Origin of the sequence: Arthrobacter sp. NPDC056691 (assembly GCF_042791415.1) — a bacterium.
GTDB lineage: Bacteria > Actinomycetota > Actinomycetes > Actinomycetales > Micrococcaceae > Arthrobacter.
The window spans coordinates 42,754-61,983 of sequence record NZ_JBHTXX010000015.1 but is presented as its reverse complement, the minus strand read 5'-3'; the positions used below and the strand labels follow the sequence as shown (position 1 = coordinate 61,983).

15 protein-coding genes and 1 riboswitch are annotated in these 19,230 nt (G+C 67.1%); of the genes, 5 read left to right on the top strand and 10 right to left on the bottom strand.

Annotated elements, in window-relative coordinates:
* Nucleotides 1–13: 13 nt before the first annotated feature.
* The 3 genes from ACFRAU_RS13600 to ACFRAU_RS13590 form a co-directional block, all read right to left on the bottom strand.
* Nucleotides 14–1,510 (bottom strand): threonine/serine exporter ThrE family protein, encoded by a 1,497-nt coding sequence (locus ACFRAU_RS13600; RefSeq protein WP_377996388.1) that lies wholly within the window; start codon nt 1,508–1,510, stop codon nt 14–16.
* Between the two features lie 38 nt (nt 1,511–1,548).
* Nucleotides 1,549–2,622, bottom strand: coding sequence for a lipid II:glycine glycyltransferase FemX (locus tag ACFRAU_RS13595; protein WP_378000284.1), 1,074 nt, complete (start codon nt 2,620–2,622; stop codon nt 1,549–1,551).
* A 125-nt stretch (nt 2,623–2,747) separates the two neighbouring features.
* Nucleotides 2,748–3,599 carry a DNA/RNA non-specific endonuclease gene (locus ACFRAU_RS13590; protein ID WP_378000283.1) on the bottom strand — a complete coding sequence of 284 codons (852 nt, stop codon included), beginning with the start codon at nt 3,597–3,599 and terminating at the stop codon, nt 2,748–2,750.
* Between the two features lie 61 nt (nt 3,600–3,660).
* On the opposite strand from ACFRAU_RS13590, the gene ACFRAU_RS13585 reads away from it, so the two are divergent.
* Complete coding sequence (locus ACFRAU_RS13585) at nt 3,661–4,230, top strand: TspO/MBR family protein (protein ID WP_378000282.1); 570 nt, start codon at nt 3,661–3,663, stop codon at nt 4,228–4,230.
* A gap of 27 nt (nt 4,231–4,257) precedes the next feature.
* On the opposite strand, the gene ACFRAU_RS13580 is transcribed toward ACFRAU_RS13585, so the two are convergent.
* The 6 genes from ACFRAU_RS13580 to ACFRAU_RS13555 all read right to left on the bottom strand — a co-directional run bounded on the left by ACFRAU_RS13580 (nt 4,258) and on the right by ACFRAU_RS13555 (nt 13,107).
* Nucleotides 4,258–5,670: an L-serine ammonia-lyase gene (locus ACFRAU_RS13580; protein ID WP_378000281.1), complete on the bottom strand. Its 1,413-nt coding sequence runs from the start codon at nt 5,668–5,670 to the stop codon at nt 4,258–4,260.
* Between the two features lie 132 nt (nt 5,671–5,802).
* The gene (gene glyA, locus ACFRAU_RS13575; protein ID WP_378000280.1) at nt 5,803–7,137 is read right to left on the bottom strand and encodes a serine hydroxymethyltransferase; all 1,335 of its coding nucleotides are present in this window, start codon (nt 7,135–7,137) and stop codon (nt 5,803–5,805) included.
* Nucleotides 7,134–7,517 carry a glycine cleavage system protein GcvH gene (gcvH, locus tag ACFRAU_RS13570; RefSeq protein WP_377996271.1) on the bottom strand — a complete coding sequence of 128 codons (384 nt, stop codon included), beginning with the start codon at nt 7,515–7,517 and terminating at the stop codon, nt 7,134–7,136. The genes glyA and gcvH overlap by 4 nt, the downstream gene beginning before the upstream one ends.
* A 502-nt stretch (nt 7,518–8,019) precedes the next feature.
* Nucleotides 8,020–9,153 (bottom strand): glycine cleavage system aminomethyltransferase GcvT, encoded by a 1,134-nt coding sequence (gcvT, locus tag ACFRAU_RS13565; RefSeq protein WP_378000279.1) that lies wholly within the window; start codon nt 9,151–9,153, stop codon nt 8,020–8,022.
* Between the two features lie 76 nt (nt 9,154–9,229).
* The gene (gcvP, locus tag ACFRAU_RS13560; protein ID WP_378000278.1) at nt 9,230–12,088 is read right to left on the bottom strand and encodes an aminomethyl-transferring glycine dehydrogenase; all 2,859 of its coding nucleotides are present in this window, start codon (nt 12,086–12,088) and stop codon (nt 9,230–9,232) included.
* 190 nt (nt 12,089–12,278) lie between these two features.
* Nucleotides 12,279–12,377, bottom strand: a riboswitch (glycine riboswitch).
* Nucleotides 12,378–12,567: 190 nt separating this feature from the next.
* A complete protein-coding gene (locus ACFRAU_RS13555; protein WP_377996274.1) occupies nt 12,568–13,107 on the bottom strand; it encodes a TetR/AcrR family transcriptional regulator in 540 nt (179 codons plus the stop codon).
* A 66-nt stretch (nt 13,108–13,173) separates the two neighbouring features.
* Between ACFRAU_RS13555 and ACFRAU_RS13550 the strand changes: the two genes are divergently transcribed.
* On the top strand, nt 13,174–14,748 hold the full coding sequence (locus tag ACFRAU_RS13550) for an MFS transporter (RefSeq protein WP_378000277.1): 1,575 nt from the start codon (nt 13,174–13,176) through the stop codon (nt 14,746–14,748).
* An 80-nt stretch (nt 14,749–14,828) separates the two neighbouring features.
* On the opposite strand, the gene ACFRAU_RS13545 is transcribed toward ACFRAU_RS13550, so the two are convergent.
* Nucleotides 14,829–15,308: a Dps family protein gene (locus tag ACFRAU_RS13545; RefSeq protein ID WP_377996276.1), complete on the bottom strand. Its 480-nt coding sequence runs from the start codon at nt 15,306–15,308 to the stop codon at nt 14,829–14,831.
* Nucleotides 15,309–15,523: 215 nt separating this feature from the next.
* On the opposite strand from ACFRAU_RS13545, the gene ACFRAU_RS13540 reads away from it, so the two are divergent.
* Genes ACFRAU_RS13540 through ACFRAU_RS13530 form a run of 3 tightly spaced genes read left to right on the top strand, consistent with a single transcriptional unit; the run spans nt 15,524 to nt 19,164 of the window.
* Complete coding sequence (locus ACFRAU_RS13540; RefSeq protein ID WP_378000276.1) at nt 15,524–16,573, top strand: nitrilase-related carbon-nitrogen hydrolase; 1,050 nt, start codon at nt 15,524–15,526, stop codon at nt 16,571–16,573.
* On the top strand, nt 16,570–17,595 hold the full coding sequence (locus ACFRAU_RS13535) for an agmatine/peptidylarginine deiminase (RefSeq protein WP_378000275.1): 1,026 nt from the start codon (nt 16,570–16,572) through the stop codon (nt 17,593–17,595). Before ACFRAU_RS13540 ends, ACFRAU_RS13535 begins: the two co-directional genes overlap by 4 nt.
* A gap of 12 nt (nt 17,596–17,607) precedes the next feature.
* On the top strand, nt 17,608–19,164 hold the full coding sequence (locus ACFRAU_RS13530; protein WP_378000274.1) for an APC family permease: 1,557 nt from the start codon (nt 17,608–17,610) through the stop codon (nt 19,162–19,164).
* Nucleotides 19,165–19,230 lie beyond the last annotated feature (66 nt).

The following is a 19,230-nucleotide window of genomic DNA, read 5'->3' as shown; positions in this document are numbered from 1 at the left end:
GATCCAAGCGGCCCTAGCGGCGGCGGGACCGCCGCCGCTCATTGCTGGCAAGGCTCCGCGTGAGCGGCCGGGCCAGCGTGTCACCAAGCACAATGCCGCCGGCCACGCCAAAGACGATCGCCCCGGCGCTGAGCATCCCGCCGGCCCCAAGCAGGATCTCAGATTCTTCGATGGTCAGGACGTACATCGACCGGAAAATGGTGAGACCGGGCAGGAGAATCAGGCCGGCGGGGACGGCGACCACAAGCTGCGGGGCGCCCATCTTCAGGGCCACCACACGGGCCAGCAGGCCGATCACCACGGCGGCGAGCGCCGGCGAGAACCGCGGGCCAACGCCTATCGCCTCGCTGCCGATGAGGGCCAGGTGCCCCACCACACCGACGGCCGCCGTCGGAAGCAGCAGCTTCCAGTCGGTTTGTTCCGTAACACCGATCGCCACGACGGCGATGGCAACCAGGATCACCTGCACCCACAGCGGGTACGCGGGCGGGAAGGTTTCGGTGACGTCGATCGGCTCCATGCCGATCCTGTCCCCCACCACAAACGCCACCGCGATCCCGGCGACGACGGCCCCAAACGTCAGCAGGGTGGACAGGAACCTGCCGGCCGCCGTCACGGGGAAGCCGTTGATGGCGTCCTGGACCGAGGACACGAGCCGCCCGGTGGGAAGCAGCAGCAGGATTCCGCCCACCACCACAATGGCAGGGGCCAGCCGGATCCCCACGGGACTGCCGAACCTCCACAGCAGCAGCGCGATCACCGTCACCACAAACGAGCAGGCCGCCGTAATGAAGAAGTCAGGCGTCCGCCAGCGGCCCAGCTTCCTGGCCAGCAGGCTGATGAGGAGGTTGGAGGCGAACGCTACGGCCGAGGCGCCGGGTCCGCCGCCGATGACTGCCACGAACACGGCCGAGAACACCGCGAATGCCACCGTCACCATCCAGCGCGGGAATGGCTTGGGGCGGCGGACAATCTCGTCGAGGCGGCGGACGGCCTCGTCCCGGCCGACACCGCCGGCCACGATATCGGTGACCAGTTGGTGGACCTGGGCGAGCCCCGCATAATTGTTCGTCCAGGAACGGACCACCCGCAGGAGGGTGATGGGCGTCTGGTCCTTGGCTGCGTAATTGATGCCCACGGACTGGTTGGTGATGTCCACCTCGATGTTTTTAAGCCCTAGCGCCGCTGTCACGGCGATGATGCTCGTTTCGACCTCGAGGGCGCCGGCGCCGTACCGGAACATGGACTCGGCAAGGTGCAGCGCAAAGTCCATCGTCTTGCGTGCGGACTCATCGATCCCGCCCACCTGGATCATGGGATTGGCGTAGGGGCTCCCGGCGAGCCTGTCCACGATGCTCAGTGGCGCCGTCGGCGGATTTTCGCCTTGCACCAGCCGGCGCAGCATGCGCTTGGCCGCCGCGTTCTGGTGCAGCTGCGAGGCGGTAAGCGGCTCCGTCTTGGGCAGCCCGTCAGTGGGCGGCCGGTTGGAGCCGCGGGGTTGTTTGGTCATCAGGGCTCCCCCTTCTGTCGCCTTACCAGTTCAATATCTCAGTAAAACTGCTGCCCGGTGCGGCGGGTATAGAGCTGCCGGGCGACGCGTTCGCCGGCAGCAATCCACGCCCGGTACTTCAGCGGGCTGATGACCTGGTCATAGCAGCCGACAAAGTCCGTGACCGTCTTGCTGAAGCTGGTCTTGAAGAGCCCCAGTCCGTGGAAGGGATTCGACGTGTCCTTGAGCTTGTCGCTGGGCGGCGTTCCGCAGAAGTCGTATTCCGTGCACCCCAGCTCCTTGAGCTGGTTGATCGCGGTCCACTGCACCAGATGCGAATCGCCGTACTGGTTGCGCTTCTGCAGGGATCCGCCGTCCTTGTAGGTGCCCTTGCGGCCATAGTTGATCACGAAGGCGCCCACGGAGGGGACATTGTTTTCGTACACGAACATAAGCCTGCCCTGGCCGCGCTTGATGAAGTTCGTCCAGAACTGGCGGTAGTAGTCGTATTCGCGGACGCGGACCTGCGACTTCGCCTGGACCGTGTCCGTCATCAGGGCGTACATGGCCTTGAAGTTTTCCTCGCTGGGGTCCACGGTGTGCACCTCGACGCCTTCGCGGATGGCGCGGCGGACGGCGTTGCGTCCCCGCGAGTGGAGGTTGCGCAGCAGCTGGTTCTCCTCGGGGGAAATATCCAGCAGAGCCGTGGAGTCGTTGGGCTGCAGGTTGTGCGTCTTGACCAGCCCCGCCCCCTCGATGACCCCGCGGGCGGCGTCACTGAGGATGATGTCCGGCTCGATCTTGATGGCGAAGACGCCCAGCCGCGCACGCTTGACGAACTCTGCGTTTGCCGCGGCAATGCCCGGGATGTCCTCGACGCCGGCCACGTCCGGTCCCTTGATGAGGTACCAGAGTTTGCCGAGCAGTGGGAAGCTTTTTTCCAGTACCAGGTTGTAGCTCGTGTAGTCGGCTGTTTCGTAGACGAGGTGGAGGGTCTTCCAGCCGAAGTGCTGCTTGACCTCCGCGAAGGCCTCCGACTGCAGCAGGTTTCCGCCGTTCGGATTCGCGGTGACGTGGGAGTCCCAGTTTGCGACCTCTTCGGAGGTGGCAAAGCGGGCAGTGAATTCTCGCAAGTGTGCCGTGTCCAATCTTCGCTTACGTTTCGTGCAGGTGCCGGAGAAGCAGCCTCAAGTCTATCGGTCCGGCCTCCCGGCCCGCTTGACGCTTGCACGCGGTCCTGACCGGCAGGTGATCCTGGTCAGAGCCGCACCTGCCGAAGGTCGGTGAGCACCAGGGCGGCCCCGCCCGGTGTGCCTTCCGGAACGCCTGCGGCGAACCGGTCGGCGTCGGCCAGGCGGGTCAGCGCCATGCCGGTCAGGGCAGCGATGTGCGGAATGGGGACCTGGAAGGTCCGGTAGGGTCCGAGCGGCGGCGGCTCGTCGGCCAGCAGGCGTTTCCTGACGTCCCGCGCCAGTTCCTCCGGGCCCAGCTGCGGGGACTGGTCCAGCAGGAAGCCGGCCGCGGCCAGCCGGCCGTCCATTGTCCAGGCCGCAATCTTCCAGAATTTCCGGGGTATCTGGATGCCCCGGTAAGGAAGGTCGTTGGCGTCGAGGACGGGTCCGGTAAAAACGCTGATCCTGGCGTCGTACTGGCTGGCGTGGTTGAGGACGTGGTCCTCCAGGCCCGCCCAGAGTTCCTTGCCCTGGTTGAATTCAGCTGCCTGCGGCGCCGCGTTCGGGTATGAGAAGGTGTCCTGGTTGGCGGTCGCCGCGGTGACGTCATCACCCCACACGGGGTCCAGGCGGCGGACGAGGTGGCCCCGGTCCAGGTCATTGTTCTGGTACACCTCGGGTCCGGTCTGAAGCCCCTGCGGCACCCGGACATCGTAGTGCCAGGTTCCCGCGCGCTGGAGCGGCACCAGGGATTTTCCGTCAATGTTGACGCCGGTCACTGCTGCAAGCCTGCGTGCGGGCATCAGCCGCACAGAAAAGTGCGTGTAGTTAAGCAGGACCGAGGGCGCGTCCGGGCCCGGCAGGTCAAGGGCCTCGCGCAGGAAGCCGGGATCGTAGCCATCACCCATGGCTCCCATGGTGGCACCCCTGCCTGACAATTTGCCCTCCCCCGGGCAGGGCCGCCTTGACTCCGGCTGCGGCCTTCGCAACTGTAGAGCAATGGAAAGCATGGACCCTGTGGCCGCCGCCGGAGCCGGGGGCGGCAATAGCGGCAGTGACGGCGGGCAGCCTGAGCCGCGGCGCACCGCCGTCGACCTTCTTGCGCTCCTGGCTTTCCTGGCGGGCAGCGCGCTGGTGGCCTGGCTGGGCTCACAGGCAACCATCAGCAACGTCACCGGCTGGTACGCGGCGGCAGACAAGGCGCCGTGGTCGCCGCCCAACTGGGTGTTCGGGCCGGTCTGGACCGCGCTGTACACGGCCATGGCCGTGGCGGGATGGCTTGTGTGGCGAAGCAGAAGCCCGGAGCGCAGGACTGCGCTGACTGCCTACGGCGTACAGCTTGCCCTGAACCTGGCGTGGACGCCCGTCTTCTTTGGGCTGTATCCGGTGTGGGGTCCGGCCGCGCTCTGGCTGGCACTGGGCATCATCATTGCGCTGGCGCTGGCTGTGGCCGCCACTGTGCTGCTGTTCGGGCCGATCCGCCGCACGGCTGGCCTGCTGATGCTGCCCTACCTGTCATGGGTCATCTTCGCGTCGAGCCTGAACCTCTGGGCGGCTGCCAACAACTAAGTCCCGTCTGGTGGGTCAGCGACCGGGTCAGCACTCGACGACGTTGACCGCCAGTCCCCCCATGGCCGTTTCCTTGTATTTGGAGCTCATGTCCTTGCCGGTCTCGCGCATGGTCACGATGACCTCGTCCAGCGAGACCCGGTGCGAGCCGTCGCCCCACAGCGCCATCTTCGCCGCGTTGATGGCCTTGGCCGCGGCGATCGCGTTGCGTTCGATGCAGGGCACCTGCACCAGCCCGCCGATCGGATCGCAGGTCAGGCCGAGGTTGTGCTCCATCGCGATTTCGGCGGCGTTCTCCACCTGCGCCGGCGTGCCGCCCATGACCTCGGCAAGTCCGGCCGCGGCCATCGACGACGCCGACCCCACCTCGCCCTGGCAGCCCACCTCCGCGCCCGAAATCGACGCCTGCTCCTTATAGAGCACCCCGACGGCACCCGCGGCGAGCAGGAACTTGACCACGACGTCGTCGCGGTCTTCCTGCGAGGCCTGGTCCATGCCAGGGGCAAAGTGCAGAGCGTAGTAGAGGACCGCCGGGATGATGCCCGCCGCGCCGTTCGTGGGGGCGGTGACCACCCTGCCGCCGGAGGCGTTCTCCTCATTCACGGCCAGGGCGATCAGGTTCACCCACTCCTGCCAGTACTTCGGGTCCCGGTGGTTCCCTCCGTGGTCACGGCCTTCCTTCAGGAGGCGTTCGTGCCAGTCGGGAGCACGACGGCGGACCTTCAGTCCGCCGGGCAGCAGCCCCTCGCGCTTCAGGCTGACCTCCACGCAACCTTCCATCACCGAATAGATGTGCAGCAGGCCCGCCCGGATCTCCTCCTCGGACCGGGAGGCGCGCTCATTGACCAGCATGATGTCGGCGATGGACAAGCCCTGCGCGCGGCAGTGCTCCAGCAGTTCCGCCGCCGTGCGGAACGGCAGCGGCAGCTCCTTCTTCGACTCCTCAAGCTCCAGCTGCGCCGCGTCCTCCTCGCCCTCGCGGACAATGAACCCGCCACCTACGGAGAAGAACGTTGCCTGGTGAAGCACGTTCGCCCCGGCGTCGGACACCGTGAACGTCATGCCGTTGGTGTGCCGCGGCAGCACGGTCAGCGGCCGCAGCACCATGTCCTCCACGCCGTAAGGCAGGGGAACCGATCCTGCCAGCTGCAAGGTGCCGGTCTCCGCGATCGAGGCCAGCCGCTCTTCGACCTCATCGGGCAGGATCAGCTCCGGGTGATACCCCTCCAGGCCCAGCAGGACCGCCGTCATGGTGCCATGCCCGTGCCCGGTAGCCGCGAGCGAGCCGTACAGGTCAACCCGCAGCGACGCCACGCCTCCGAGCTTCCCGGAGGACTTCAGCTCCTCCGCGAAAACGGCAGCGGCACGCATCGGCCCCACTGTGTGGGAACTCGAGGGGCCGATCCCAATGGAAAAGAGATCAAAGACTCCAACGGCCATAATCAATCCTAACTAGACATGTGGTCCGGCGAGGGCGGAGTTTTTGTCCAGATAATGGCTCCTAACGGGCTTCGAAGTCCCGGTATCTGGACAAAAACTCCACCCGTGAGGGGTGCCGGTCGCCCGGAGGGATTAACCCAGCGGGGCGACTGACGGGTAGAGCGGGTGCGCGGCGGCCAGTGCCTCCACGCGGTTTCGCAGTCCGGACAGGTCCGCGCCGGCGTCAGCGGTCAGTGCCTCGGCGATGATGTCCGCAACCTCGGCGAAGGCTGCTTCGCCGAAGCCGCGGGTGGCCAGGGCCGGGGTGCCGATGCGCAGCCCGGAGGTGACCATCGGCGGACGCGGGTCGAACGGCACCGCGTTGCGGTTCACAGTGATGTCGATCGCGGCGAGGCGGTCCTCGGCCTGCTGCCCGTCGAGCTCGCAGTTGCGAAGGTCCACCAGCACGAGGTGCACGTCGGTGCCGCCGGACACCACGGAGATGCCCTTGGCCGTGACGTCCGGCTGGACCAGGCGGTCGGCCAGGATCCGGGCGCCGGCCAGAACGCGCTCCTGGCGCTCTTTGAACTCGGCGGAAGCGGCGATCTTGAACGCCACGGCCTTGCCAGCGATGACGTGCTCCAGCGGCCCGCCCTGCTGGCCGGGGAACACAGCCGAGTTGATCTTCTTGGCGATGTCGGCGTCGTTGGAGAGGATGATGCCGCCGCGCGGACCGGCCAGGGTCTTGTGCGTGGTGGACGTGGTGACGTGCGCGTGCGGCACCGGGGAGGGGTGCAGCCCGGCGGCGACGAGCCCGGCGAAGTGCGCCATGTCCACCATCAGGTACGCGCCCACGGAGTCGGCGATCCGGCGGAACTCGGCGAAGTCCAGCTGCCGGGCGTACGCGGACCAGCCGGCGACGATCAGCTGCGGCTTGTGCTCCTGGGCCAGGCGCTCCACCTCGGCCATGTCGATCCGGTGGTCCTCTTCGCGGACCTGGTACGGGATCACGTTGTAGAGGCGGCCGGAGAAGTTGATCCGCATGCCGTGGGTCAGGTGCCCGCCGTGCGCCAGGTTCAGGCCCATGATGGTGTCGCCCGGCTTGATCAGCGCGTGCATCACCGAGGCGTTGGCCTGCGCACCGGAGTGCGGCTGCACGTTCGCGAACTCGGCGCCGAACAGGGCCTTGACCCGGTCGATCGCCAGCTGTTCGATTACGTCAACGTGCTCGCAGCCGCCGTAGTAGCGCTTGCCCGGGTAGCCTTCGGCGTACTTGTTGGTCAGGACCGAGCCCTGGGCCTGCATGACGGCCGCGGCGGTGTGGTTCTCCGAGGCGATCATTTCCAGGCCGGTGCGCTGGCGGGTGAGTTCGTCGTCGATCTTCGCCGCGATCTCCGGGTCCAGCTCCGCGAGGTCCGCGTTCAGGCTCGGCGACACAACCTGCTCGAAAGCTACTGTCTCTGCGCCTGCGGCACGGGCGGCGCTCACAGCTCGCCGCCGTTCTTGGCTGCGTACTCTTCGGCCGACAGCAGCGGGCCCTCGGACTCGGCGGCCACCTTGAACAGCCAGCCTGCACCGTACGGGTCGCTGTTGATCAGCGCGGGATCCTCGACGACGACCGGGTTGATCTCCGTAACCTCACCCGTGACCGGGGCATACAGGTCCGAGACCGACTTGGTGGACTCCACCTCGCCGCAGGTCTCCCCCGCGGTCACGGCCGAGCCGACCTCGGGCAGGTCCACGTAGACAATGTCGCCGAGGGCATCAGTGGCCACGGCGGAAATGCCAATGGACACCACATTCCCATCCTCGCGGGAGACCCACTCGTGCTCGTCGGAATACTGCAGTTCAGCGGCAACTTTTGCCATGTGTTTTTTCCTAACTGTTGAAACGTCGTTGCTAAATCAGTTGTGGCTGGGTTACGCGAGGGGACGCGCCAGTGTTCAGTTATGTAGAACGCCGGCAGCTGAAAAATTACGACGGCGATTGGCCGTTCTCGAGTATGTGCCGACAAGCTCAACCCCCAATGATCGAGCTTGGCGAGGGCATAACTCAGCGGTCTGGTTTCGAGAGGACTCAACCGACGGCGCCCCCTCCCGAGCACCCTTGGCTTACGAAGGCGCCGGCAATCACGCTTGGAACGGGAGGTGAGTGGCACTCGAGGTGAGCTGCAGGCCCCTTCGGGCCCGATATCCGGCAGCATGCTCCCCGCCGTCCCCCTAACCTCGCAAGCTCGGCCAGGGAACCCGGACGGCGTGGGCCCCTTCGGGAGCGTCACGTCCGCGCAGCGGGCGTCTACGCGACCGAGCATGCAGAGGATGTCGGGCCCGACGGGCAGACGCAACCACGGTCAGCTCCCGGGAGGTTGGACTACTTGGAGCGCTTGTAGAAAGGCAGTGCGACGACTTCGAAGGGCTCCGCCTTGCCCCGCAGGTCGATGTCCAGTGCCGTGCCGGGTTCGGCGTAGGCGACGTCGACGTAGGCCATGGCAACCGGGTAGCCGAGGGTGGGGCTGGGCTGGCCGGAGGTGACTTCGCCGACGACGTTGCCGTCCTTGAGTACCGGGTAGTGACCTCGGCCGGCACGGCGGCCCAGTCCTTTGAGGCCAACCAGCTTGCGGCCCGTGGAGGAGCCGGCGCCGGCTTCCTTCTTGGCAGCCAGCGCCGCCTTGCCCACGAAGTCGCCTTCCTTGGACAGCGCGACGACGGGGCCCAGGCCGGCGGCGAACGGGTCGCCCTCGAGGGAGAGCTCGTTGCCGTACAGCGGCATGCCGGCCTCAAGGCGGAGCGAATCGCGGGAGGCGAGGCCGGACGGCGTCAGCTCCCCCTCGTCCGCGATGGCGACGATGGACTGCCAAAGGGCGGCGGCGCCGTCGTTCTCCACGAATATTTCGAAACCGTCCTCGCCGGTGTACCCGGTGCGGGCCAGCAGCAGGTCCCGGCTGGCGCCGCTGACCAGGAAGGAAACCTCGACGGCGGCGTAGTACTTCAGTCCGGTCACCAGCCCGTGCTGGGCTGCCGGGACCAGGCGCAGAAGGATTTCCTCGGCCTTGGGACCCTGCACGGCGATCAGCGACGTCTCCGCGGAGGCGTCCTCGACGGCGACGTCAAAGTTCGCTGCCCGCTGCACCAGCGCGTCGGCCACTACCTTGGCGTTGCCGGCGTTCGGGACCACCAGGAACTTCTCGTCGCCACGGCGGTAGACGATGAGGTCGTCGATGATGCCGCCGTCCTCGTTGCAGATCAGGGAGTACTTGGCCTTGCCGACGGCCATGGCGGAGATCTTTCCGGCCAGTGCGTAGTCCAGGAACGCGGCGGCGTCCGGGCCGGCGACCCAGACTTCGCCCATGTGGGAGAGATCGAAGATGCCGGCCGAGTTGCGGACGGCGTGGTGCTCGGCCAGTTCGGAGCCGTATTTCAGGGGCATCTGCCAGCCGCCGAAGTCGGTGAACGAGGCGCCCAGCTTTTTGTGCTCCTCGTAGAGGGCAGTGTAGTTCTCAGTCATTGAGGAATCCTTTGGGTGGGGGGGTGGCTGAGCCTGTGGAGACCCGGGTTTGCCCAGGCTCAACGGCCGGATGGATCTAGTTCTCGAACGCTTCGATCGGAGGGCAGGAGCAGACCAGGTTGCGGTCACCGGCTGCGCCGTCGATGCGACCCACCGGCGGGAAGTACTTGTCCTGCTTGTGGGTGTGCCCGGGGAAGACGGCCTGCTCGCGCGGGTAGGCGCGGTCCCAATCGGAGCTGATCGCGGCCGCTGCGGTGTGCGGGGCGTTGCGCAGCGGGCTGCCCTCCACCGTGAAGTCGCCGTTTGCCACCTGGTCGATCTCGCCGCGGATGCTGATCATCGCCTTGATAAAGCGGTCGATCTCGCCCAGGTCCTCGGACTCGGTGGGCTCCACCATCAGGGTGCCGGCCACCGGGAACGCCAGCGTGGGGGCGTGGAAACCGTAGTCGATCAGGCGCTTGGCCACGTCCTCGGCGGTCACGCCAGTTTTGGCCGTGAGTTCGCGCAGGTCCAGGATGCACTCGTGCGCCACGAGGCCGCCTTCGCCTGTGTAGAGCACGGGGAAGAAGTCGTTGAGGCTGGCCGCCACGTAGTTCGCGGCGAGCAGCGCGGACTTGGTGGCCTCGGTCAGTCCGCTGCCGCCCATGAGCTTCACGTACGCCCAGGAGATGGGCAGCACGCCAGCGGAACCGAAGCGCGAGGCGGAGATCGGAACGTCCTTGCCTTCGGTCCAGGTTGCCGCGTCGCCCGGCATGAACGGTGCCAGGTGCGCCTTGGCCGCGACCGGGCCGACGCCGGGTCCGCCGCCGCCGTGCGGGATGCAGAACGTCTTGTGCAGGTTCAGGTGCGAGACGTCGCCGCCGAACTTGCCCGGCTGCGCCAGGCCGACCAGGGCGTTCAGGTTGGCACCATCGATGTAGACCTGGCCGCCGGCCGCGTGCACGGCGTCGCAGACCTCGCGGACGTCGGCGTCGTAGACACCGTGCGTGGACGGGTAGGTGATCATGATCGCCGAAAGGACGTCCTTGTGCGCCTCAATCTTCGCGTACAGGTCGGTGTGGTCGATCGTGCCGTCGGCGGCGGTGGCCACGACGACCACCTTCATGCCGGCCAGCACGGCCGAAGCCGCGTTGGTGCCGTGCGCCGAGGCCGGGATCAGGCAGATGTTGCGCTGCTCATCGCCGCGGGACCGGTGGTAGCCGCGGATGGCCAGCAGCCCCGCGAGCTCGCCCTGCGAGCCGGCGTTGGGCTGGATGGACACCTGGTCGTAGCCGGTGATCTCGGTCAGCTGCGCCTCAAGGTCGGCGATGAGTTCACGCCAGCCCTCGGTCTGGGAATCCGGGGCGAACGGGTGGATCGAGGCGAACTCCGGCCAGGAAATGGCTTCCATCTCGGCCGTAGCATTCAGCTTCATGGTGCACGAGCCCAGCGGGATCATGGTCCTGTCCAGCGCCAGGTCGCGGTCGGAGAGCCTGCGGATGTAGCGCAGCAGCTGGGTTTCCGAGCGGTGCGTGTTGAACACCGGGTGCTGCAGGTATGCGGAGGAACGCTCGACGGCGGCGTCCAGGGCGAACCCGTCGGTCGCCTCCACTGCCTCGGCACCGAAGGCTGCGAGAAGGTCGGCCACGATGGCCGGCGTCGTGGTTTCATCGGCGGAGATGCCGACGTTGTCCGCGTCGATGCTGCGGAGGTTGATGCCCTTCTGCTCGGCGGCGGCGATGATGCCGGCGGCCTTGCCCGGGACGGAAACCGTCACGGTGTCGAAGAAGCTGGTGTGCAGGACGTCCAGGCCGGCGGCCTTGAGCGAGGCGGCCAGGGTCCTGGCGTGGCCGTGGGCGGTCTCGGCGATCGCTTTCAGGCCCTCCGGTCCGTGGTAGACGGCGTAGAAGGACGACACGATGGCCAGCAGCGCCTGTGCGGTGCAGATGTTGGACGTGGCCTTCTCGCGGCGGATGTGCTGCTCGCGGGTCTGCAGCGCAAGGCGGTAGGCGGGAACACCGGCGGAGTCCTTGGAGACGCCTACGAGACGGCCCGGCAGGGAGCGTTCAAGACCCTTCTGCACGGCCATGTAGGCAGCGTGCGGGCCGCCGAAGAACAGCGGCACGCCGAAGCGCTGGGCGGAGCCGACGGCGATATCCGCGCCCTGCTCGCCCGGCGGCGTGATGAGGGTGAGGGCCAGCAGGTCGGCGGCCACCGTCACCAGGGCGCCGCGTTCCTTGGCGGCGGCGATGACCTCACTGTGGTCGAAGACCCGGCCGGAGACACCGGGCTGCTGGAGGACGACGCCGTTGATGTCGCCGTCGGGCAGTCCCTGGGACAGGTCCGCCACCTCCACCTCGAAACCGAGGGCCTCGGCGCGGCCCTTGACGATGGCAATGGTCTGCGGCAGGCAGTCCGCATCCAGGACCGTCTTGCCGTCATGCGCGGCCTTGTTCTTGTTGGCCCGGCGCATCAGCAGCACGGCCTCGGCCACGGCGGTTGCTTCATCCAGCAGCGAGGCATTGGCGATGGGCAGGCCCACGAGGTCCTGGACCATGGTCTGGAAGTTCAGCAGCGCCTCGAGACGGCCCTGCGAGATTTCCGGCTGGTAAGGGGTGTAGGCCGTGTACCAGGCCGGTGCTTCGAGGATGTTTCGGCGGATCACCGGGGGCGTCACGGTGTCGTAGTAGCCCTGGCCGATCATCTGGACGGCGGTCTTGTTCTTGGCAGCCAGCTTCCGGAGTTCTGCGAGTGCTTCAACCTCGCTCAGGGCCGGGGCGAGCTCCAGCGGTGAGTCCTGCCGGATGTCATTGGGCACTGCCGTATCAACCAGCGCGTCGACAGAGTCGTAGCCGACGGCCTTGAGCATGGCTTCGACGTCGGCCTGGCGGCGTGCGCCGATATGCCGGTCGACGAAGGACGAGGAGGCTGAATTAACGGTCAAAAGGAACTCCATAACTAAGGCGACGCAGGGTACGCCACATTGATTCGGGTTCCTCCCCGCTCTGTATTGGACCTGAGAGTTTCCGCGTTTGCTGCGCCTTCGCACAGCACCGCTTGCACCGTCGGTGAGCACAGCACGCCCTGAACCGTCCGCGCGGAGGCGGAAAATTTCAAGCGGGCAGCCTGCTGCTTTCCAGAGTTGCCTTGCCGCGGCGGTACATGGGCCTGAGAGATTCCTGGGGAGGTTTTGCTCCTACGGCGCCTGCTTGTACCTACTTGCAGGACTCTCCCGCCGCAGATCAAAGGCTTATTCAATTGTGCGGTGACAGCTGTCACAGAGGCTATTGTCCTACGCCGGGATCGCGTCCGCAAACTGTGGCGGCGTGGGCTGGCACACCCCCGGAGACGCACGTGCGAAATCGCCGGAAAGCTGCCAGTTCGCCGGAGTTTCCGGCGACTACGCAGGTTTCCGGCGATTTCGACGGCGCCGGCCTACGCCCTCAGCCGGTCAAGCGCGGCGAGGAGGCTTTCGACGTCTGCCGCGGCCTCGGACGGCGTCGCCGCCGGGCCGACGGACAGCATGGCGTTGAAGTAGAGCCCGTCACCCATGTACAGCACCGCTTTGGCCAGGCCCGGCCCCACGTCGCGGGCGATCTCGCCGAGCCACCGCTGCTGGATGTGGGCGAACCGGCGCCGGGTCTCCTCGTGCGCCACCTCGGCAAGCCGGGTCGCGGCAACGATGGCGCGGTCCAGCGGGGTGTCCGCCCAGACCGACGACTTGATGAAGTATGCGGCTGCACCCTCGGGAGCCGCGGCCATGGCCTGCGCGTCCGCTTCCGCGAACTCATCGAGCCGGTCCAGCAGGACGCCGATCAACGCTTCCTTGTTCGGGAAGTGGTACAGCAGCCCGCCCTTGGACACGCCGGCACGGGCAGCCACGGCATCGAGGGTGGCAGCGCGCTCCCCCACCTCAATCAGCAGGGATTCAAACGCATCGAGCACTGCGCCGCGGGCGACCGGTTTTCTGGGCATGGCTTCCATCATGCCCGGTCCCACCCGGGGTTTATAACTATACCGTCTGGACGGTATAGTTATTTCATGACCATCCACCCAGCCCTTTCCCCGGAGCGCACTCCCGCAACCCAGGCCGGCGGCGGCGTGCGCGACTGGTTCGCCCTGGCCCTGCTCATGTTCCCGGTCCTCCTGGTCGCCGTGGACAACACTGCGCTGACGTTCGCCCTTCCCGCGATCGCCCGCAGCCTCGACCCTTCGGGCGTGCAGCTTTTGTGGGTGGTGGATGCCTATGCCCTGGTCCTCGCCGGGCTCCTGGTGGCGATGGGCAGCCTCGGCGACAGGATCGGCCGCCGCCGGTTGCTGCTGGTCGGCATTTCGGGCTTCGCGGCAGTCTCCGCGGCGTCGGCATTCGCGCCGAGCGCAGAATGGCTCATCGCCGGCCGCGCCGCCCTCGGATTCTTCGGCGCCATGCTCATGCCGTCCACGCTGTCGCTGATCCGCAACATCTTCCGGGAGCAGGGCAGGCGGCGGCTGGCCGTGGCCATCTGGGCGGCGGGCTTCTCCGGCGGCGCAGCACTGGGGCCGATCTTTGGCGGCTGGCTGGTGGAGCATTTCTGGTGGGGCGCTGTCCTGCTCGTGGCCGTCCCCATCATGCTGCCGCCCCTGATCCTGGGCCGCTTCCTCATTCCGGAATCCAGGGATCCGAACCCCGGCCGCGTGGACCTGGCCAGCGTGGCGCTGTCGATGCTGGCCATGGCGCCGGTGGTCTACGGCATCAAGGAACTGGCCACCCACGGACCCGGCGTGACGTCATTCGGAGTTCTGGCGTTTGGCCTGGCCATGGGCCTCGTGTTTGTCCGCCGCCAGCAGGCCCTCGCGTCCCCGCTGCTGAACGCGTCCCCACTGCTGGATATGTCGCTGTTCAGGAACCGCGTGTTCAGCACGGCGATCACGGCCAACGTCCTGGCGCTGTTCTCCTACAACGGCTTCATCCTGTTCCTGGCCCAGCATCTGCAGCTGCTCGAAGGCATGTCGCCGTCGGAGTCGGGCACCGCCATGCTGCCGGCCCTGACGGCCACCGTGGTGGCGGGCCTCCTCGTGGTTCCGCTGGTCCGGAAGGTGCGGCCGGGATTTGTGGTGGCCGCGGGGCTGGCGCTGAGTGCCGCCGGCTACGGCGTGGTTGCGTTCGGGAATCACGACGCCGGGCCCACGGCGCTGCTGGCAGCGCTCCTCGTTTTGGCGCTGGGTGTGGGGTCGGCGGAGACCATTTCGAACGACGTGATCCTGGGAGCCGTGCCGGCGGAGAAATCGGGAGCGGCTGCGGCGATTTCGGAGACGGGGTATGAAGTGGGCTCACTCCTCGGAACAGCCATCCTGGGATCCATTCTGACGGCGTCGTACCAGCAGCACCTCGCCCTGCCCGACGGTGTTGGCCAGACGGTCCCGGCAGCGTCGGCGGACCAGGCCCGGGAAACGCTGGCCGGCGCCATGGAGCTCGCCGGCTCACTTCCGGCCCCGCTGGCCGAGGCGCTCACTGGGGCCGCCCGGGCCGCGTTCGATTCGGGCGTCCACATCACCGCGGCGATTGCACTGTCACTGATGGCAGCAGCGTCGGTACTGGCCGCCGTCGCACTTCGCCGCATCCCGCGCGCGAAGTAGCCGGCACAGAAACGGGCAGCCCCGGAGAATCTCCCCGGGGCTGCCCGTTACCGTCGGCGCGAGCGTGTCCCGCTGGCCGGCTACTTGCTGTCGGGATGCGTGACGCTGGCCGACGCCTTCATGTTCTCGGCACCGACCATCCACGCGTACTGTTCGAGCTTTTCGATGAAGGTGTGCAGCAGGTCCGCGGTGGTGGGGTCTTCCTCATCCACCTCGTCATGGACCTTGCGCATGGTGCCTACGGCCGCCTCGAGTGCCGCCACAATGCGGTCGATCGCATCCTTGGTGTTGATGAGCCCGTCGGGGAACTGCGGAAGGTGGGTCGACTTCGCCACGGTGGCGGTGCGGCCGTCCGGCAGGGCGTGCAGGGCGCGCATGCGTTCCGCGACGTCGTCGGCAAAGGCACGGGCGGCATCCACGATCTCGTCGAGCTGAAGGTGCAGATCCCTGAAGTTGGTTCCAACGATGTTCCAGTGCGCCTGCTTGCCCTGGATGTGCAGTTCGATCAGGTCCGTCAGGACGGCCTGCATGTTGTTGGTCAGTGTCGGTGAAGCCTTCATGAATCCTCCTCGATTGGTCCAGTGGTTTTGACGCTACCGCAGCCGCCCCGGCACGGGGAGCCCGGGCGCCCCAATTTCACGATCAGCTTACTTACTACTTGGCGGGTCATAAATGATCGGCATTCAAATACCCCTTGCCACACCCCCGCCGCGCATGCATACTAAATGAACGTCATTCATTTAGTGACGGTCGTCTCACTGGAGTAATCATCATCATGATCGAAATAACTTGCCTGAACGCGCCTGCTTCGCTCGCCCGGACAGCGCCGTCCGGCCGTCCCGCCCTGAGGATCGGCGTCGTGCAGCACCGCTGGCACAGCAGCGCCGCCGCAGTCCGCGCCGAACTCAACGACGGCATTGACCGGGCTGCACGGCTGGGCGCCACCGTGGTGTTCCTGCCAGAGCTCACCCTCTCCCGCTACCCCGCGGACCAGGTTCCGGAGAATGACCTGGCGCGGCAGGGCCAGGACCGGCCGCGCCCCGCCGACGGCGCCGAGGACCTGCTGACCGGCCCCACCTTCCGCTTCGCGGCCGAGGCCGCCCGCAGGAACGGCATCACCGTCCACGCCTCGCTGTATCAGCGCGCAGGCAACCCGGACGGCTCGGATGACGGCCTCGGGCTGAACACCTCCATCCTCGTATCCCCGGCCGGCGAACTCCTGGCCCGCACGCACAAGCTGCACATTCCGGTGACCGCCGGATACTACGAGGACAAGTTCTTCCGCCAGGGTCCCGCCGCGGAGGACGCCTACCAGGTCCACGTCCCGGCCGAACTCGGCGGCGCCCGGCTGGGCATGCCCACCTGCTGGGACGAATGGTTCCCCGAACTGGCCCGCATGTACTCCCTCGGGGGCGCCGAGCTGCTGGTGTACCCGACGGCGATCGGTTCCGAGCCGCTGTTCCCGGACTTTGACACCCAGCCGCTCTGGCAGCAGGTCATCGTGGGCAACGGCATCGCCAACGGCCTGTTCATGGTGGTCCCGAACCGCTGGGGCCAGGAGGGCAGCCTGAACTTCTACGGCTCCTCCTTCATTTCGGACCCCTACGGCCGCATCCTGGTCCAGGCGCCGCGCGACGAGTCGGCTGTTCTCGTGGCCGACCTCGACCTGGACCAGCGCAAGGACTGGCTGACGCTGTTCCCGTTCCTGACCACCCGCCGCCCGGACACCTACGCCCGGCTCACCGAGCCGGTCCGCCCGGAGGAGCCTTTCGGCAGCGACGATTCGCTGGTTTCTACAGGCTCAACCAGCGGGGTAAACGCATGAGCACGTGGTGCATGCCGGCCGAGACGGCCCGCCAGGAGCGGCTCTGGATGGCCTTCCCCACGGGCGGGTACACCCTCGGCGACACGGCAGAAGCGGCGCACGCCGCCCGCTCCGTCTGGGCCGCCGTCGCGAACGCCGCCGTCGAGTTTGAACCGGTCACCATGGTGGTGGACCCGTCCGACGTCGGAACCGCCGCCCGCTACCTGTCACCCGCCGTCGAGGTGCTGGCGGCGGAACTCAACGACGCCTGGATGCGCGACATCGGCCCGACGTTTGTCCTGGACGGTAACGGCGCCCTGGGCGCCGTCGACTGGGTCTTCAACGGCTGGGGTGCCCAGGACTGGGCCAGCTGGGACAAGGACTCCCTGGTCGCCGCCGAGGTGGCCGGCAGGTCCGGCGCCCGGCACCTCGTGTCCGAGCTGATCAACGAGGGCGGCGGAATCCAGGTGGACGGCGAGGGCACAGTGCTGGTCACCGAAACGGTTCAGCTGGATCCGGGCCGCAATCCCGGACTCAGCAAAGCCGACGTCGAGGCCGAACTGGCCAGGACCATCGGCGCCACGAAGGTGGTCTGGCTGCCCCGCGGCCTCACCCGTGACGCACAGCGGTTCGGAACGCGCGGGCACGTCGACATTGTTGCCGCCATCCCGTCCCCCGGCACCCTGCTGGTCCATTCCCAGCAGAACCCTGCCCACCCGGACTATGAGGTGAGCCGCGACATCATCAGTTTCCTGTCCTCCACCACGGACGCTGCCGGCAGGGAATGGAACATCATCGAAGTCCCGGCACCCGTGGCCCTGACGGACCCGGAGGGCTTCGTGGACTACAGCTACATCAACCATGTGGTTGTCAACGGCGGGGTCATCGCCTGCACGTTCTCCGACCCCAGCGACGAGAAGGCACTCCGCATCCTTGCCGATGCGTATCCCGGGCGCAAGGTGGTGGGCATCGATGCCCGCGAACTCTTCGCCCGCGGCGGGGGCATCCACTGCATTACCCAGCAGCAGCCCGCTGCAATCTAGAAAGGGCCAGTCATGAGCCAAACCACGAGCGTCCAGCCCGGAGGGAAGAGCACTTCCCCGGCTGGCGAAGCAACGCACGGCATTACCGGGAAGGGCCTGAAGGGCGGGCAGCTGGGCCTCCTGGCCGTCGTCGTCCTGGGTATTTCGACCATCGCGCCGGCCTACACGCTGACCAGCGCGCTGGGTCCCACCGTGAATGAGGCGGGGCTGCAGCTGCCGGTGATCTTCCTCATCGGCTTCATCCCCATGATCCTGGTGTCGCTGGCCTACCGTGAGCTGAATGCGGACTCCCCGGACAGCGGCACCACGTTTACCTGGGTGACCAAGGCGTTCGGACCGTGGGTTGGCTGGATGGGCGGCTGGGGCCTGCTGGCCGCGAACATCATCGTGCTGTCCAACCTGGCCGGGGTGGCGGTGGACTTCTTCTACCTCTTCCTGGCGCAGCTGACCGGGTCGCCGGAACTGGCGGACCTGGCCGCCAACAAGCCGCTGAACGTGCTGACGTGCTTCGTCTTCGTGGCGCTGGCCGTGTGGGTCAGCTACCGCGGCCTGCACACCACCAAGGTGGTCCAGTACGGGCTGGTTGGATTCCAGCTGGTGGTTCTGGGCCTCTTCGTGGCCATGGCGTTCGCCAACTGGTCCACGTCCGGCACCGCCATCCCGTTCAGCTGGGACTGGTTCGACGTGACGAAGATCGAGACGTTCGGCCAGGTCGCCGCGGGAATCTCGCTGTCCATCTTCGTGTACTGGGGCTGGGACGTGTGCCTGACCGTCAACGAGGAAACGGCCAACGGCAAGAAGACCGCCGGCCTCGCCGGCACCCTGACCGCCGTCGTCGTCCTGGGCATCTACCTGCTGGTGACCATCGCCACCATGATGTTCGCCGGCGTCGGAGACACCGGGATCGGCCTTAACAACGCGGAAAACCACGCGAACGTCTTTACCGCGCTGGCCTCACCCGTCATGGGCCCGTTTGCCATCCTGATGTCCCTGGCGGTCCTGTCCAGTTCGGCGGCGTCGCTGCAGTCGACGTTCACGTCACCGTCGCGCAGCCTGCTCGCCATGGCGCACTACGGCGCCCTGCCACGGCAGTTCAGCCACATGAGCAAGAAATTTTCGACGCCGGGCTTCGCCACCGTCGCGGCCGGCGTGCTGTCCGCCGGGTTCTACGCCGTGATGCATGTGGTGAGCGAGAACGTCCTGAACGACACAATCCTGGCCCTGGGCCTGATGATCTGCTTCTACTACGGGCTGACGGCGTTTGCGTGCGCCTGGTACTTCCGCGGGAGCGTCTTCAGCAGTGCCCGCAACTTCGTGATGCGGCTGCTGTGCCCGCTGCTGGGCGGTATCGGGCTGGCTGTGGTCTTCCTGCAGACCGCCATCGACAGCTGGGCGCCGGAGTTCGGCAGCGGCTCGGAGATCTTCGGTGTGGGGCTGGTGTTCGTGCTCGGCGTGGGGATCCTGGCGCTCGGGATCGTTTTCATGCTGGTGATGGCGCGGCTGCGGCCCGGCTACTTCCGCGGCGACACCATCCGCAAGGACACCCCCGCGCTGGTGGTTCCCGAATAGCACCAGCGGAAGCAGCGATGCCCCGCCTCCCGGCCTGAACTGGCCCGGGAGGCGGGGCATCGCTGC